This window comes from Sphingopyxis terrae subsp. terrae NBRC 15098, from assembly GCF_001598815.1.
GTDB classification, from domain to species: domain Bacteria; phylum Pseudomonadota; class Alphaproteobacteria; order Sphingomonadales; family Sphingomonadaceae; genus Sphingopyxis; species Sphingopyxis terrae.
In genome coordinates this window covers 26,831-41,328 of sequence record NZ_BCZQ01000004.1, presented here as the reverse complement: position 1 = coordinate 41,328, position 14,498 = coordinate 26,831, and the positions used below count along the sequence as shown (strand labels likewise).

At 66.4% G+C, this 14,498-nt stretch carries 16 protein-coding genes; 4 read left to right on the top strand and 12 right to left on the bottom strand.

Annotated elements, in window-relative coordinates:
* Nucleotides 1-51 precede the first annotated feature (51 nt).
* Together STE01S_RS02925 and STE01S_RS02920 are read right to left on the bottom strand one after the other, a co-directional pair.
* Complete coding sequence (locus tag STE01S_RS02925) at nucleotides 52-1,173, bottom strand: NAD(P) transhydrogenase subunit alpha (protein ID WP_058811746.1); 1,122 nt, start codon at nucleotides 1,171-1,173, stop codon at nucleotides 52-54.
* Between the two features lie 12 nt (nucleotides 1,174-1,185).
* Nucleotides 1,186-1,308, bottom strand: a complete 123-nt coding sequence (locus tag STE01S_RS02920) for an aa3-type cytochrome c oxidase subunit IV (protein WP_062764703.1) — start codon at nucleotides 1,306-1,308, stop codon at nucleotides 1,186-1,188.
* Between the two features lie 269 nt (nucleotides 1,309-1,577).
* Between STE01S_RS02920 and STE01S_RS02915 the strand changes: the two genes are divergently transcribed.
* Complete coding sequence (locus STE01S_RS02915) at nucleotides 1,578-3,008, top strand: sigma-54-dependent transcriptional regulator (RefSeq protein ID WP_003051207.1); 1,431 nt, start codon at nucleotides 1,578-1,580, stop codon at nucleotides 3,006-3,008.
* On the opposite strand, the gene STE01S_RS02910 is transcribed toward STE01S_RS02915, so the two are convergent.
* The 8 genes from STE01S_RS02910 to glmM form a co-directional block, all read right to left on the bottom strand.
* Nucleotides 3,005-3,385, bottom strand: coding sequence for a baeRF12 domain-containing protein (locus STE01S_RS02910; RefSeq protein ID WP_058811748.1), 381 nt, complete (start codon nucleotides 3,383-3,385; stop codon nucleotides 3,005-3,007). The two genes, STE01S_RS02915 and STE01S_RS02910, sit on opposite strands and share 4 nt — an antisense overlap.
* Nucleotides 3,386-3,482: 97 nt before the next feature.
* A complete protein-coding gene (gene folP, locus STE01S_RS02905) occupies nucleotides 3,483-4,613 on the bottom strand; it encodes a dihydropteroate synthase (RefSeq protein WP_062764700.1) in 1,131 nt (376 codons plus the stop codon).
* A 108-nt stretch (nucleotides 4,614-4,721) separates the two neighbouring features.
* Nucleotides 4,722-5,861 carry a site-specific DNA-methyltransferase gene (locus tag STE01S_RS02900; protein WP_062764697.1) on the bottom strand — a complete coding sequence of 380 codons (1,140 nt, stop codon included), beginning with the start codon at nucleotides 5,859-5,861 and terminating at the stop codon, nucleotides 4,722-4,724.
* 237 nt (nucleotides 5,862-6,098) lie between these two features.
* Nucleotides 6,099-6,992, bottom strand: coding sequence for an oxidoreductase (locus tag STE01S_RS02895; protein WP_062764694.1), 894 nt, complete (start codon nucleotides 6,990-6,992; stop codon nucleotides 6,099-6,101).
* A gap of 16 nt (nucleotides 6,993-7,008) precedes the next feature.
* Complete coding sequence (locus STE01S_RS02890; protein WP_062764691.1) at nucleotides 7,009-7,566, bottom strand: ribonuclease HII; 558 nt, start codon at nucleotides 7,564-7,566, stop codon at nucleotides 7,009-7,011.
* Nucleotides 7,563-8,705 (bottom strand): bifunctional hydroxymethylpyrimidine kinase/phosphomethylpyrimidine kinase, encoded by a 1,143-nt coding sequence (gene thiD, locus STE01S_RS02885; protein ID WP_062764689.1) that lies wholly within the window; start codon nucleotides 8,703-8,705, stop codon nucleotides 7,563-7,565. The genes STE01S_RS02890 and thiD overlap by 4 nt, the downstream gene beginning before the upstream one ends.
* Nucleotides 8,702-8,926, bottom strand: coding sequence for a DUF1272 domain-containing protein (locus STE01S_RS02880; RefSeq protein WP_003051183.1), 225 nt, complete (start codon nucleotides 8,924-8,926; stop codon nucleotides 8,702-8,704). Before STE01S_RS02880 ends, thiD begins: the two co-directional genes overlap by 4 nt.
* 127 nt (nucleotides 8,927-9,053) lie before the next feature.
* Nucleotides 9,054-10,394: a phosphoglucosamine mutase gene (gene glmM, locus STE01S_RS02875; RefSeq protein ID WP_062764686.1), complete on the bottom strand. Its 1,341-nt coding sequence runs from the start codon at nucleotides 10,392-10,394 to the stop codon at nucleotides 9,054-9,056.
* A gap of 107 nt (nucleotides 10,395-10,501) precedes the next feature.
* On the opposite strand from glmM, the gene STE01S_RS02870 reads away from it, so the two are divergent.
* The 3 genes from STE01S_RS02870 (at nucleotide 10,502) to STE01S_RS02860 (ending at nucleotide 13,184) form a co-directional block, all read left to right on the top strand.
* Nucleotides 10,502-11,749 (top strand): dicarboxylate/amino acid:cation symporter, encoded by a 1,248-nt coding sequence (locus STE01S_RS02870; RefSeq protein ID WP_003051177.1) that lies wholly within the window; start codon nucleotides 10,502-10,504, stop codon nucleotides 11,747-11,749.
* Complete coding sequence (locus tag STE01S_RS02865) at nucleotides 11,746-12,741, top strand: aldo/keto reductase (protein WP_062764683.1); 996 nt, start codon at nucleotides 11,746-11,748, stop codon at nucleotides 12,739-12,741. The genes STE01S_RS02870 and STE01S_RS02865 overlap by 4 nt, the downstream gene beginning before the upstream one ends.
* A gap of 230 nt (nucleotides 12,742-12,971) precedes the next feature.
* Nucleotides 12,972-13,184 carry a hypothetical protein gene (locus STE01S_RS02860; protein WP_062764680.1) on the top strand — a complete coding sequence of 71 codons (213 nt, stop codon included), beginning with the start codon at nucleotides 12,972-12,974 and terminating at the stop codon, nucleotides 13,182-13,184.
* A gap of 59 nt (nucleotides 13,185-13,243) precedes the next feature.
* On the opposite strand, the gene STE01S_RS02855 is transcribed toward STE01S_RS02860, so the two are convergent.
* Together STE01S_RS02855 and STE01S_RS02850 are read right to left on the bottom strand one after the other, a co-directional pair.
* On the bottom strand, nucleotides 13,244-13,780 hold the full coding sequence (locus tag STE01S_RS02855) for a DUF1003 domain-containing protein (RefSeq protein ID WP_062764677.1): 537 nt from the start codon (nucleotides 13,778-13,780) through the stop codon (nucleotides 13,244-13,246).
* 5 nt (nucleotides 13,781-13,785) lie between these two features.
* Nucleotides 13,786-14,487 carry an NnrU family protein gene (locus tag STE01S_RS02850; RefSeq protein WP_058811595.1) on the bottom strand — a complete coding sequence of 234 codons (702 nt, stop codon included), beginning with the start codon at nucleotides 14,485-14,487 and terminating at the stop codon, nucleotides 13,786-13,788.
* Nucleotides 14,488-14,498 lie beyond the last annotated feature (11 nt).

Below are 14,498 nucleotides of genomic sequence, written 5' to 3'. Positions count from 1 at the left end.
GGCGCGCGAAAGTTTCAGAAGAAAGTCAGCCGGACGCGCCCAGCGGAACGCCTACCCCAGCAGCCGCTCGTTCACGACCTTGCCGCCCTGCGTCAGCCGCACGGCATTGCCGATTTCCTCGTCGAGCACCGGCTTGCCCGCTTCCTTGTCCCAGAAGGCCGACAGGAAATTGAACAGGTTGCGGCTGAACAGCGCGCTGGTGTCGGCGGGCATCAGTGCCGCGATATTCTTTGCGCCGATCACGGTGACACCGTGGATCTGCTTCGTTTCGCCGGCCACCGAGCCTTCGACATTGCCGCCGCTTTCGGCCGCCATGTCGACGATCACGCTGCCCGTGCGCATCGTCGCGAGCTGCGCGTCCGAAATCAGCCGCGGCGCGGGGCGCCCCGGGATCAGCGCGGTGGTGATGACGATATCCTGCTTGGCGATATGCCCCGACACCAGCTCAGCCTGGGCTTTCTGATATTCGTCGGACATTTCGGTGGCATAGCCGCCCGCACCTTCGCCCTCGATCCCCGCGACGCTTTCGACGAAGATCGGCTTCGCGCCGAGGCTGAGGATCTGTTCCTTGGTCGCCGAGCGCACGTCGGTCGCGCTGACCTGCGCCCCCAGGCGCCGCGCGGTCGCGATCGCCTGGAGCCCGGCGACGCCGACGCCCATGATGAACGCCTTGGCCGCGCTGACGGTGCCAGCAGCGGTCATCATCATCGGAAAGGCGCGGCCATAGGCGTTTGCCGCCATCAGCACCGCCTTGTAGCCCGCGAGATTCGCTTGGCTGGACAGGATATCCATCGACTGCGCGCGCGTGATACGCGGCATGAATTCCATCGCCAGCGCCTCGATGCCGAGCTTGGCATAGTCGTCGACCCGCGCGCGCTCGCCAAACGGGTTGAGCCCCGCCGCCAGCCACGCCCCGTCGGCAAATCCCGACAGGCTCTTGGGATCGGGGCCCTGAATGCCGAGGATGATATTCGCACCCTTCAGCACATCGGCGCGGCTGCTAACGCTCGCCCCTGCAGCGGTGTAATCGGCGTCGGCGATCGAGGCCGTAACCCCCGCGCCACTTTCGACGGCGACTTCAGCGCCCAGGCCGATGAATTTCTTCACCGTTTCCGGGGTCGCAGCGACACGGGTCTCGCCCGCGGCGAGTTCCTTCAGCACGGCGATGCGCATGACCGGCGCCGCTTAGGAAGAGATCAGAAGGACGACGACCACGGCGGCGATCACGGTTGCGATCGTGCCGACCTTCAAAAGGCCCAGAAAGCCTTCATAGGTCTGGTTCGCCGTTTTCATATCCTGTTCCGCCATGGCCATTCCCCTTTGCCTTGTACCCGCTTGATACGTGGTATCCGCTTGTTTCCTGCCCGCCGGCGCTGCGCCGGGCGCCCGCCAGAATCGGATATCGCGCCGGTCTTAGCCATGCGCCCCCCGATGCTCAATAGCCCGTTTTGCGCCGCGGCGCACCGCGGGCAAAAGCCTGGTGGCCTTAATCCGGCCTTTACCCATCCCGGTTACACATGGCGGCTACCGCGGACACCGGCACCCTGCGTGCCGACAAAAGGGGCAATTGGGAAGCGATGGCGAACGCGCGCGACACGCGAATGGTGATGATCGTCGACAGCGAACCGGCGCAGCAGCGATTCCTTTCGGCGCTGGTGTCGCGGGGCGGCTGGCGCAGCGTCGTCGCCGCCGACACCGACACCGCGCTCGCGAAGCTCGGTACCCAGGAAGGCATGGCGCTCGACGCCGTGCTCGTCGATCAGGGCGCGCCGGGTGTGCCGATCCCCGAATTCATCGCCGAACTGCGCCGCTGGCGCCCGGCGCTGCCGCTTATCGTCATCACCATGCGCAACGGCGTCGAAGTCGCGGTTGCCGCGATGCGCGCAGGCGCGAGCGATTTCGTGCAAAAGCCGATCGCGCCGGACCGGCTGCTCGGCGCGCTCGACCGCATCGTGTCGCAAACCGGTCCGCAGGGCGAATTGCGCCCGCTCACCGAAAAGCTGCGCGCGCCGCTCGCCTTCGAAGAAATCATCGGTTCGTCGCCCAATTTCCGCAGCGCGCTCGCGATTGCCGCCAAGGCCGCGCGCGCGCGCGTGCCGGTGATGATCAACGGCAAGCCGGGCACCGGCAAGGAAGTCTTTGCCCGCGCGATCCACAGCGCCAGTCCGCGTGCGCGCGGCCCGCTGGTGATGGTCGATTGTTCGGCGGTATCGCCGGGGCTTATCGGATCGGGGCTGTTCGGCCACGAACGCGGCGCCTTTCCCGGCGCCTTCGACCGGCAGGTCGGCCGGCTGGTGCAGGCCGATGGCGGCAGCATCATCATCGACCATGTCGAATGTATCCCTCTCGACACGCAGGCGAAACTCGTCGAATTTCTGAACGGCGGCGAAGTGCAGATGATCGGCGGCTCGATCCGCCAGACCGTCGACGTCCGCATCATCGCAACGAGCGCCAGCCCGCTCGACAAGCTGATCGAGGCGGGACATTTCCGCGAAGACCTGTTCTACGCGCTGTCGACCGCGCAATTCACCCTGCCCTCGCTTTCCGAACGGCGCGGCGATGTCGGGCCGCTCGCCCGCCATCTGCTCACGCGCATCGGCGGCCTGCCCGGCATGGGCCCGATCGGCATCACCGACGATGCGCTACGCCTGCTCGCCGCCTATGCCTGGCCGGGCAATGTCCGTCAGTTGCAGGACGTGCTCTTCCGTGCCGCGGTCGAAAGCAAGACCGACGTGCTGACGAGTGCCGACTTCAAGGCGATCGAAGCCGCCCTGGGCGGCAGCGTGAGCGGAGACGCCAATGTCGCGATCAACGGCGAGGCGATCGGCATCACCCTCTACCTCCCCGACGGCAATCTTCGTCCGCTCGAGGATATCGAAGCCGATGTCATCCGCCTCGCCATCGGCCATTACCGCGGCCGCATGAGCGAAGTCGCCCGCCGGCTCGGGATCGGGCGCTCGACGCTGTATCGCAAGCTTAGCGATCTGGGGATCGACACCGCGGCCTAAGCCGCGCCGATCGCCTGCTCGATCTGCGCCGTGTCGGCGTTGGTCAGCGTCTTGGCGAGTTCGCCGACCAGCCGCTTTTCCAGTTCGCGATGATAATGGCCGCGCATCACGCCGAGCGTGTGCGGATCGGCAATCACGAGCAGTTTTTCGATTTCGTTGTCGAGGATTCGCTTGTTGAGAAGCGCGGCGACGCCAGCGGCGTGTCCCCGCTCGTCAAGGTCGCGGGGTTCGGGCTTCGCGCCGCCGCGGTTTCCGGCGTCGACCTCCGGGCTGGCCGCATCGACAAGGTTGATAAGGTCGGCATCGCCATCGTTGCGAAACAGAACGAAGCGGTTGCCGTCGGCAACGGCGACATGGGCGCCATGGGGAAGTTGCATGGAAGTCTCCTTCGGAGCCCGCAATCGGAGCGGGCCTTCAGGAAGGGGACGCATGACAGTGCTGCAGGGTTTCCTCTCCCGCGACCGATGGAGGAACTCAGGCGGTCAGCGCCGCATCCCGCAGCCCGCGCCACACCCGCAACGCCTGCCGGTTTTCGGCCACATCATGCACCCGCAGCAACTGTGCGCCCTGCGTCGCAGCCTGATAATGAAGCGCGACCGTGCCGCCAAGGCGCTGGTCTGCAGAGGCTTCGTTGTCCAGTGCCCCGATCAGGCGCTTGCGGCTCGCCCCGAAGAGCAGCGGGCAGCCGAGGGTGTGGAAGAGCGCAAGGCCATTGATCAGCGCCAGATTGTCGGCGACCCCCTTGCCGAAGCCGATGCCCGGATCGACGATGATCTTTGCGGGGTCGATGCCCGCCGCGATGCAGTCCGCGACACGCTCGGCGAGCATGTCGTAAACATCGAACAGGACATGCGCGTAGGTGCCGCCTTCGTGCGGATCGCTCTTTGCCGACGGCGCGTGCATCAGCACGACGGCGCAGCCCGCGCGCGCCACGACCTCCATCGCACGGTCGTCGTAGCGCAGCGCCGAAATATCGTTGACGATCGTCGCCCCGGCGGCGAGCGCCGCCTCCATGACCGCCGCCTTGCGCGTGTCGATCGACACCGCGGTTCCCCCGCGCGCAAGCGCCGCGACGACATTTTCGACGCGCTTGACCTCATCGCCTTCCCAGACCAGCGGCGCGCCGGGCCGGGTCGATTCCCCCCCGACATCGACGATCGCCGCCCCTGCCGAGGCCATGGCGAAACCGGCCTCGATCGCCGCTGCCTCGTCGACCGTCTTGCCGCCGTCGGAAAAGCTGTCGGGCGTGACGTTGAGGATGCCCATGATCTGCGGCTCGCCGAGCCGTACCGTGCGCGCGCCCAGCGTGAGCGCGCCGCGCGGTCGTTGGGTCGCGGCCCGCTGCGCGCGCGCTGCCTCGGCGAGCCGGCTGGGCATCGCGGCAATCCAGTCGTCGAGTTCGGCCACCGGCACCACCGCCGAGCGGATTATGTCATTGTCGCGCAGGCTGACATGCCAAGCGCCGAACCAGATCATCGCGTCGGCGAGGCGCAGACAATGGCCGTCGAGTTCGTGCGGCCGATCGACGAAGCAGGTCGGGCAGAGGTAAACGCGCGCATCCTCCCATGTCGTGCCGAAGTCCGGCTTGGTGAGTGGAACGAACATGCAATCCCTTTCCCCTCGCCCCCGCGGAAGCGGGGGCCGTAGTCGGCTTGTCGCGGCGCGGCAGTGCGATCTAGCCCACGGCCCCCGCCTTCGCGGCGACGACCAGGCTTATGCCTCGTTCGCGAGCAACCAGTCCTGCCGCACCGTGTCGATCACGCGCAATTCCTTGCCCGTATCGACGTGCCAAAATGTCCAGCCGTTGCAGCTCGGCGCGCCCTGCACGCCCGCGCCGACCTTGTGGATCGACCCCGCGGGTTGCCCCTCGCATTCCAGACTGCCGTCGACACGCACCATCGCCTTCCAGCGGCGCTTCGTATCGGTGAGCGTCGTTCCCGGTGCAATCATGCCGCATTCGACCAGCGTGCCGAAGGCGACGCGCGTTGCGGCCTTGGGCGCCATCATCGTCCGCACCGTGCTTTCGTCGAGCGGCAGTGCCATTTCGATGCGCTCCTTTGCCGCTTCGATATAGCCGTCCTCGCGTTCGATGCCGATGAAGCGGCGGCCGAGGCGCTTGGCGACCGCGCCGGTGGTTCCAGTGCCGAAAAACGGGTCGAGGATCACGTCGCCGGGGTTCGAGCAGGCGAGCAGGATGCGATACAACAGCGCCTCGGGCTTCTGCGTCGGGTGCACTTTCGTGCCGCCCTTCTTGAGCCGTTCCTGACCGCCGCAGATGGGGATCAGCCAGTCGGAGCGCATCTGAAGTTCGTCGTTGAGCGTCTTCATCGCGCGATAATTGAAGGTGTAGCGCGACTTTTCGCCCATCGAGGCCCAGATCAGCGTCTCGTGCGCATTGGTAAAGCGCGTGCCCTTGAAATTGGGCATCGGGTTCGCCTTGCGCCACACGATATCGTTCAGGATCCAATAGCCATTGTCCTGAAGCGCGGTGCCGACGCGGAAGATGTTGTGATAGCTGCCGATCACCCAGATGCTGCCATTGGGTTTGAGGATGCGCTTCGCTTCCTTGAGCCACGCATGGGTGAAACGGTCATAAGCCGCGAGACTGTCGAACTTGTCCCAATCATCGTCGACGGCGTCGACCTGGCTGCCGTCGGGACGATGCAGATCGCCGCCGAGCTGGAGGTTATAGGGCGGGTCGGCGAAGATCATGGCGACCGATGCCGCCGGCAGGCTGCGCATCATGGCGATGCAGTCGCCTTGCAGGATGGTGTCCAGCGGCAGATCGAGCGGGGCCGCTTTCGGCGTCCGCTGTTTTGCGGCCGGCGCCTTGACCCGTTCCATAACACCCATGTTTCGCTCCTGCCCTTGTCCGAAAGAAGCCCCTGATGAGTCCGGCGGAGTCCGCCGTCAAGCGCAGGATTCTAGGGATTCCGCCTCTCGAAATGGTTAACGCGTCGAGAACGAAAGGAGTCTGCCACGACATATGGAGTCTCGCGCGACTCGGGGACTCAACCACTGGTGGTGTGGCCGTCAGGACTCAGCGGCGAATTTTTTTCGATTTGGCGCCCAACCAAGTGCCATTCGGGTTCAAATTCCCGGATCGACCCCGGTGAGGTCGACCGAACGCTCCCACAATTCGCGCCCCAGCTTCGGGTCGCGCGCCGCCTTGGTCGCGCGCGCGGGTCCCGACGCGCCGCTGATCTCGCCCAACCCCTGCGGTCCCAGATAGTCGCCGCCCTGCACATGGGCGCCCGTTGCCGCCTGCAAGGTCGGCCAGGCGCCCTGCGCCGCGCTGTTGAAAAACGGCGTGGCCAGCGGCGTCATCGACCGCAGCGGCCACGGCAGATGGCGTGTCAGCTCGGTGAGCGCGACACCCGGATGCGCGCCGATCGCCTGTGTCGCCCGCCCCGCCGCGCCCAGCCGGCGATCGAGCTCGAACATATAGGACAGATTGGCGAGCTTGCTCGCCTGATAGCGCGACCAGCCATGATAGCCGCGCCGGGCATCGAGATCGCTGAAGTCGATCGTTCCGCTCTTGTGCGCCAGGCTGGCCGTGACGACGATCCGGTCGTCGACATGACCATGTATCAAGCCGGTAAAGGCAAAGGTGCCGAGGTGATTGACCGCGAACTGCAATTCGAAGCCCTGCGCGGTCAGCGACCGCGGCGGGATCATGACGCCCGCATTGTTGACGAGGACGTCGATGCGCGGCCCGGCGCGTACCGCGGCCGCCGCCTCGCGAACCTGATCGAGATCGGCGAGATCGAGCCGCACGAAGGACAGGTCGGCGCCCGGAACATCGTCCGCGATGCGCGCCATTGCCGCCTCGGCGCGCGCTGCGTCCCGGCAGGCAAGTACCACCGCCGCCCCGCGCGCCGCCAGGATGCGCGCGACTTCAAAACCGATGCCGGCATTGGCGCCGGTGACGAGGAAGCGGCGACCGGTCTGCGCGGATACATGCTCTGCCGTAAATCCGCTCATCGCCCTCTCCCGTTCGTCAGATCAGCGTCAGCTGTGCGACCGGCGCAAAGCTCGCGCGGTGGAGCGGTGTCGGCCCCAATTGCCGCAGCGCCGCCAGATGCTGCGCGGTGCCATAGCCCATATTCGTCTCCCAGCCAAAACCGGGAAAGCGGCGCGCCGCATCAGCCATAAAGCGGTCGCGATGCTCCTTGGCGATGATGCTCGCCGCCGAAATACAAGGGTGCAGCGCATCGCCGTCGACGATCGCCTGCGCGCGCCAGCGCCATCTGGGCAGGCGATTGCCGTCGACCAGCACCTCGCCGGGCTCGACCCCCAGCGCCTCGATCGCGCGCGTCATCGCAAGGAAAGTCGCCTGCAAAATGTTGATGCTGTCGATCTCGGTCACGCTCGCTTCGCCGACGCCCCAGCGGCAACGCGCCTTGATTTCTACCTCCAGCGCGGCACGGCGCTTCGCGCTCAATTTCTTGCTGTCGTCGAGACCGTCGATCCCGTCGTCGCACAGGATCACCGCGGCCGCGACCACCGGACCCGCGAGCGGTCCGCGCCCCGCCTCGTCGACGCCGACGACGATCATATCCGCCACGGCGGATAACGCCGGTATTCACCCGCCTGATAGAGGCACAGACGATTGCCCGCGGGATCGGTCAACCGCGCCTCGCGCCAGCCCCATTCCTCGTCGCGCGGCATCTGGTCGAAGCGCACCCCGCGCCGCGCGAGATAGGCGACCCAGGCGTCGAGCGCGCCGCTTTCCAGATAGGTGGTCGTTCCGCCCGCGTCGCCGTCGCCGACATGAATCGAGAGGGTGACGCCGTTCGCCGCCTCGAAGCGGGCATAGCCGTTTGCGCCGCTATCGACGATCTGCGTCAGCCCCATCTGTTTGTAGAAAGCCACCGACGCCGCATAATCCGTCGCGAGCAAGGTGAGCTGGTTGAGTGCGGGGCCGGTAAACAGCCCGTCGTTCCGCACCCCCTGCTGCCCCATCGGGCCATGCCCCTCGCCCAATCCAGGCGCATCCATCAGCGCCAACCGCACGAAGTCGCGTGCGCGCGCCACCGCGGGCTCGAGCGGCATACCCTGCGCCAGCCCGGTCGCGATCGCGCTGGCAAGCGTGCAGCCGGTACCGTGGGTGTTCATCGTCGGGATACGCGGGGCTTCCCAGCGCGCCACTTCGCCCGCATCGGCTTCGATCAGCCGGTCGACCACGGTGTCGCCTTCGCCATGCCCGCCCTTGGCGAGCAGCGCGCAGCCATGCGCCAGCACCGCCGCCTCGCCGCCGAGCGCCGCCAGTTCGCCAAGATTGGGCGTCGCCACCGCCGCCCGGTCCAGCAGCGTCTCGAACGCGCGGATCGTGTCGGCGTCCGCGAGCACCGATCCGCTGGTGGCGACCATGACCGGGTCGAACACCACCGCGGCCCCGGCCATGTCGGGCCGGCGAAGCCGTTCGGCGACCGCCGCTGCGGTTGCCGCGCTGCCGATCATGCCGATCTTCACCGCGTCGACGCCGATGTCGGCGACGACGCTGTCGATCTGCATCAGCACCGCCTCGGCCGGGACCGCGTGGACGCCCTGGACGCCCATCGTATTTTGCGCCGTAATCGCCGTGATCGCGGTCATCGCATGGCCGCCGAGCATGGTGACGGTCTTGATATCCGCCTGAATGCCCGCACCGCCGCCGCTATCGGAGCCGGCGATAATCAGAACGCGTGCGGTCAACGCTTGAACTTTCGCTCCGTCGAAGCGGGGAATTTCGCCAGCGCGGCGCCTTCGCGCAGCGGACGGTCGAGCAGGTCGCCGCCGCAATTGGGGCAGCGTTCGTCGAGCTTGTCGGCGCAGGTCGCGCAAAAGGTGCATTCGAACGAGCAGATGAAGGCGCCGTGGATGTCCGCGGGCAAATCGCGGCCGCAGCGTTCGCAATCGGGTCGCATTTCAAGCATGAATATATTCCTTAAAAACCGTTCGCCCCAAGCTTGTCGAAAGGGGGCCCTTCTCCTGCTCCGCTCATAGAGAAGAGAATGGTGCTTCGACAAGCTCGGCACGAACGGGGATGAGACTATTCGGTTCTCAATTCGCCGCCGCCGCGCGCACCGCGTCGCAGATCATGTCGACGACCTGTTCAACCTCGCCCGCATCGTCGCCTTCGGCCATGACGCGGATGACGGGTTCGGTGCCCGAGGCCCGGATGACAAGGCGGCCGCGGCCGTCGAGCATGGTTTCGCCCTCGGCGATCGCCGCCTGCACCGCCGGGGCGTCGAGCGGTTTGCCGCCGGCGAAGCGCACATTCTTCAAAAGCTGCGGGACCGGGTCGAATTGGTGGAGCAGTTCGCTCGCCGGTCGTCCGGCGCGGACGAGTTCGGCAAGCAATTGAAGCGCGGCGAGCGTCCCGTCGCCCGTCGTCGCATGATCGGACAGGATCATGTGCCCCGACTGCTCGCCGCCGACGTTGAAACCGCCCGCCTTCATGCGTTCGAGGACATAACGGTCGCCGACCTTGGTCCGCTCGAGCCGCAGCCCCTCGCCCTCCAGAAAGCGTTCGAGGCCAAGGTTCGACATCACCGTCGCGACGACGCCGCCGCCTTTCAGCCGTCCCTGCCGCGCCCAGCTCGCCCCGATCAGCGCCATGATCTGGTCGCCGTCGACGATGCTGCCCTTTTCGTCGACGACGATCAGCCGGTCGGCGTCGCCGTCGAGCGCCACGCCGATGTCGGCGCCGCTCGCCACCACCGTTTCCTGAAGCAGCGCCGGCGCGGTCGATCCGCAACGGTCGTTGATGTTGGTGCCATTGGGTTCGACGCCGATCGCGATCACGTCGGCGCCCAGTTCCCAGAATACGGTCGGCGCGCTGTTGTAGGCGGCGCCATTGGCGCAATCGAGTACCAGCTTCAGCCCGTCGAGGCGCACCGAGCCGGGTAGGCTCTGCTTTACCGCGTGAATATAGCGCCCGCGCGCGTCTTCAATCCGTTTGGCGCGCCCGATATGCGCGGGTTCGGCAAGCGCCGGCGCCGCTTCGAGCAACGCCTCGATCTGCATTTCGTCGGCATCGGACAGCTTGTAGCCATCGGGACCGAACAGCTTGATTCCATTGTCGTGAAAGGGATTGTGGCTGGCGGAGATCATCACGCCCAGATCGGCGCGCATCGACTGCGTCAGCATCGCCACTGCAGGCGTCGGCATCGGGCCGACCTGCACCACGTCCATGCCAACGCTGGTGAACCCCGCGACCAGCGCATTTTCGAGCATATAGCCCGACAAGCGCGTATCCTTGCCGATCACGACGCGATGTTTGTGCCCGCCGCGCAGGAAATGCGCGCCCGCCGCCATGCCGACGCGCATCGCCACTTCGGCGGTCATCGGCACCTTGTTGGTCAGGCCCCGGATCCCGTCGGTTCCGAAAAACTTGCGCATGCCGTCTCCGCTTCCTAATCCTCGGGGTTCACGCTCGCCCACCCCGGCAGTCCGGACGGCACTAAGTCACCCATATTTGCTTGGCAAGCAGGCCGGAGGTTTTGAACTTGAAATCGGCATGGATCATCCTGTCATCGCTGATTGCAGGCATGCTGCTCGGCATCCTGCTCGACATGGCCGCCCCGGCGGCGGGCACCGCGTCGCTTCCCTATGTCGAAACCGTCGGTCTGTTGTGGCTGAAGGCGCTGACGATGACGATCATCCCGCTGATCGTCGCGCTGCTTATCACCGGCATCACTGCGACCGCCGACGCCGCGCGCGCGGGAACGCTTGCGGCGCGGTCGGTCGGCATCTTCATGGTGTCGATCTTCCTCACCGGCCTGATGTCGCTGCTCGTCACGCCGCTGTTGCTCCGCCTGTTTCCGCTGTCGCAGGGCGCCGCGGCGGCGCTGCGCGGCGGGCTCGGCGGCGCGACCGAAGCGCCGCCCTCCCCGACATTTTCGGATTTCATCCTCGGCCTGATCCCCGCCAACCCGATCGCCGCGGCGGCGGAGACGACGGTCCTGCCGCTGATCGTCTTTACCACCATCTTCGCTTTCGCAATGACGCGCATCGCCCCCGACGCACGCGCCAGCCTGTCGGGACTGTTCAAGGCATTGGGCGACACGATGCTCGTCGTCATCGGCTGGGTGCTCGCGCTCGCCCCGATCGGGGTGTTCGCGCTCGGCTATGCGCTGGCGATCAAGGCCGGGCTCGCGGCGTTCGGCGGTCTCCTCCACTATGTGCTGATCGTCTCCGGCGTTGGCGTCTGCTGTATCCTGCTTGGCCTCGCGCTCGCCTGGCTGGTCGTCGGCGTCGCGCCGGCGCGCTTCGTCCGGGCGATGGTGCCGACACTCGCGGTCGCGCTGTCGACGCAAAGCTCGCTCGCCAGCCTGCCCGCGATGCTCCGCGCGACCGAGGATCTGGGTGTCGATCCCAAAAAGGCCGATATCGTGCTTCCACTTGCGGTCGCGCTTTTCCGCTTCACCAGCCCGGCGATGAACCTGGCGGTGGTCGTCTATATCGCCTGGCTGTTCGGCCTGACGCTGTCGCCCTGGACGATGGCGGTCGGCCTTGCCGTCGCGATGGCCGCGGCGCTGAGTTCGGTCAGCCTGCCCGGATCGATCAGCTATGTGACCTCGATTGCGCCGATCGCGGTGTCGATGGGGGTGCCCGTCGCGCCGCTGGGGCTGCTCGTCGCGGTCGAGACCTTTCCCGACATATTCCGGACATTGGGCAATGTTATCGCCGACGTCGCCGCGACCAAATATGCCGCCGACGGCGTTCGCGACGAACCAGAAGGAGAAGCAGCATGAAATATCGCAAGCTCGGCCACGGCCTCGAAGTCTCGGCGATCGGCGTCGGCTGTATGCCGATGATCAAGGGCGGCAATATCCTCTATGGCGAAGCCGCCGATATGGACGAGGCGACGCGAACGATCCACCGCGCGATCGACATGGGTGTCACCTTCTTCGACACCGCGCAAATCTATGGCCCGTTCACCAATGAGGAACTGCTCGGCGAAGCCATCAAGGGCAAGCGCGACGGTCTTGTCATCGCGACCAAGTTCGGCTTCCGCTTCGACGGCAAGCAGATCGTCGGCGTGGACGGCAGCCCCGACAACGCGCGGCGCGCCTGCGAAGGCTCGCTCCAGCGCCTCGGTATCGAGACGATCGATCTCTTCTACCAGCACCGCGTCGACCCCTCGGTGCCGATCGAGGAAACCGTCGGCGGGATGATGGAGCTGGTCAAGGAAGGCAAGGTGCGCCACATCGCGCTATCCGAAGCCGGTCCCGAGACGCTGCGCCGCGCCGCCAAGGCCGCGCCGATCACCGCCTTGCAGAGCGAATATTCGATCTGGGAGCGCGACGTGGAGGATGAAATCCTGCCGGTCTGCCGCGAATTCGGCATCGGCTTCGTCCCCTATTCGCCGCTCGGCCGCGGGTTCCTTGCGGGCGCGGTGCGCAGCCGCGACGAGCTGCCCGAGCATGACTGGCGCCGCAACGACCCGCGCTATTCGGAGGAAAATCTGCCCGCCAACCTGCGCATCGTCGATGCGATCGGCGCAGTCGCCGACCGGCACGGCGTGTCGAAGGCGCAGGTCGCACTCGCGTGGCTGCTCGCGCAGGGCGACGACATCGTCCCCATTCCCGGCACCAAGCGCCGCGCCACGATGGAAGACAGCATGGCCGCCGCCGACCTGACCCTCAGCGCCGACGATATTGCGGCGATCGACGCCGCCGCGCCGAAGGGCAGCACCAGCGGCCCGCGCTACGGCGAACAGGGAATGCGGATGGTGCGGCTTTAGGGTTCGGGTTTCGGCCGGAACGAGTCCCGTCGCCCCCCGCGAAGGCGGGGGCCGCTGTCGGTTTATGCAGCGCCGCAGAGAAAAGGCCTATTGCGGCCCCCGCCTGCGCGGGGGCGACGTTCTGAAGCAACGTCCGCTAACGACCGATTGCGGACGTTTTGCGATTACTGCATTATCGAACGATGATTGGACACCTTCGCCACGTAACACCGACCTACGGATGGGGATGGGTGAGCGCCGATGGCGTTGGCCGTGGAACCCCCGAACCCTTCCGGTTCGGCTGCGACGGCGCTAATGGAACCGAAGGCATCATACTCGGCGACCATGAGCTTGCTGGCGCGACTGTTCGCCTGTCGCCGCGTCACACGACGCGGGAGGGCCATTTCAACGTTGAGATCCGGCGCGACGGTTTGATGCTCGCGCAAGGCTACGCAGAAGCTTAACCAAAGAGCCGTTGGCTCCCTAAAAGAATGTCCGCTTCCCACCCCAAAGCCGCCGTCCCCTACTCGCTCCGATCCAGCCGTTGGCTCAAATCTTCGACCTTCTCGACCAGTTCGGCGATGCGCATACGGTCGATTTTTTCGTGCAGGCGCATGATTTCCAGTTCGGCGCGCAGGTTGATTTCATAGTCGAGCCGGGCCGACAGCCGGTCCTTCGCCGCCTGCCGGTTCTGGCTCATCATGATCACCGGCGCCTGGATCGCCGCGAGCATCGAGAGCATCAGGTTGAGGAAGATATAGGGATAGGGATCGAAGACGAGCCCCGCCCGCGCGAGGACGCTCGAATTGAGCAGCATCCACGCGACGAGCACGACGCCGAAGGCGATGATGAAACCCCACGAACCGCCAACGGCCGCCACCCGGTCGGCCAGCCGGTCGCCGAAGCTCGCTTCTTCATCGTCGATCTCGCCCGCGTTGCGGCTGGTCGGTGCGCGTTCGGCGATGGCGCAGATGACGCGCTGTTCCTGTTCGTCGAGTTCGTCGAACGCGCGCCCGAGCAGGCGCAGCGCCATGTCCGCGATCCGGGCTTCGTCATTCATGGCGATCAGCCGATCCAGCGCCAGATGCCCGCGGCCATATAGCCAAGCGCGCCATGCCCCCAGGTCGCCGCGAGCCACAGCAGGATGCCGCCGAACAGCGCATGGCCGCGCGGGATCGCATCGCCCCACGGCGCCGCCCCCGCAACCTGGCGCCCGAACGGCACGAAGCTCGTCCGCGCCGCCCAGTGGCGCCACGCATCGCCCATCAACCGCGCCTTCTTGGCGTCCTGCCCCGCCGATCCGACGAGCGCGAGGAAGGCGATCGTCGCCGACAGCAGCAACTGCGCGCCCGTCGGCATGACGAGCGCGTGGGCGAACGCCCACAGCGCAAAGCCCCACATCATCGGATGACGGGTAATCGCGAAAACCCCGCGAGGCGCCCCCTGGGCGGCGAACGCCGCCTTGGGCGACGGCAGCGCCGGATTGCCGATCAATGACCCCATGAACAGGATGCTCGCAAAGAGCACGATCAGCGTCGCCAGCGCCCACAATGGATCGTCGACCGTCCACAGCGGCGGTTCGGGCGGCATCGCGCGCCACGCCTGGACGAGCGGAATGAACGTAGCGAAGGCGACGATCGAATAGACGATCTGGAACCCCCGTTCGCCGAGCCGACTTGCCAGCCCGTCGCGCAGCGGGTGCGACAGGAGGAGGTGCGAGCCGACAAACAGCACCGCGGTTGCGATCAACAACGACATCGGGTTCATCGGCTCGCCTC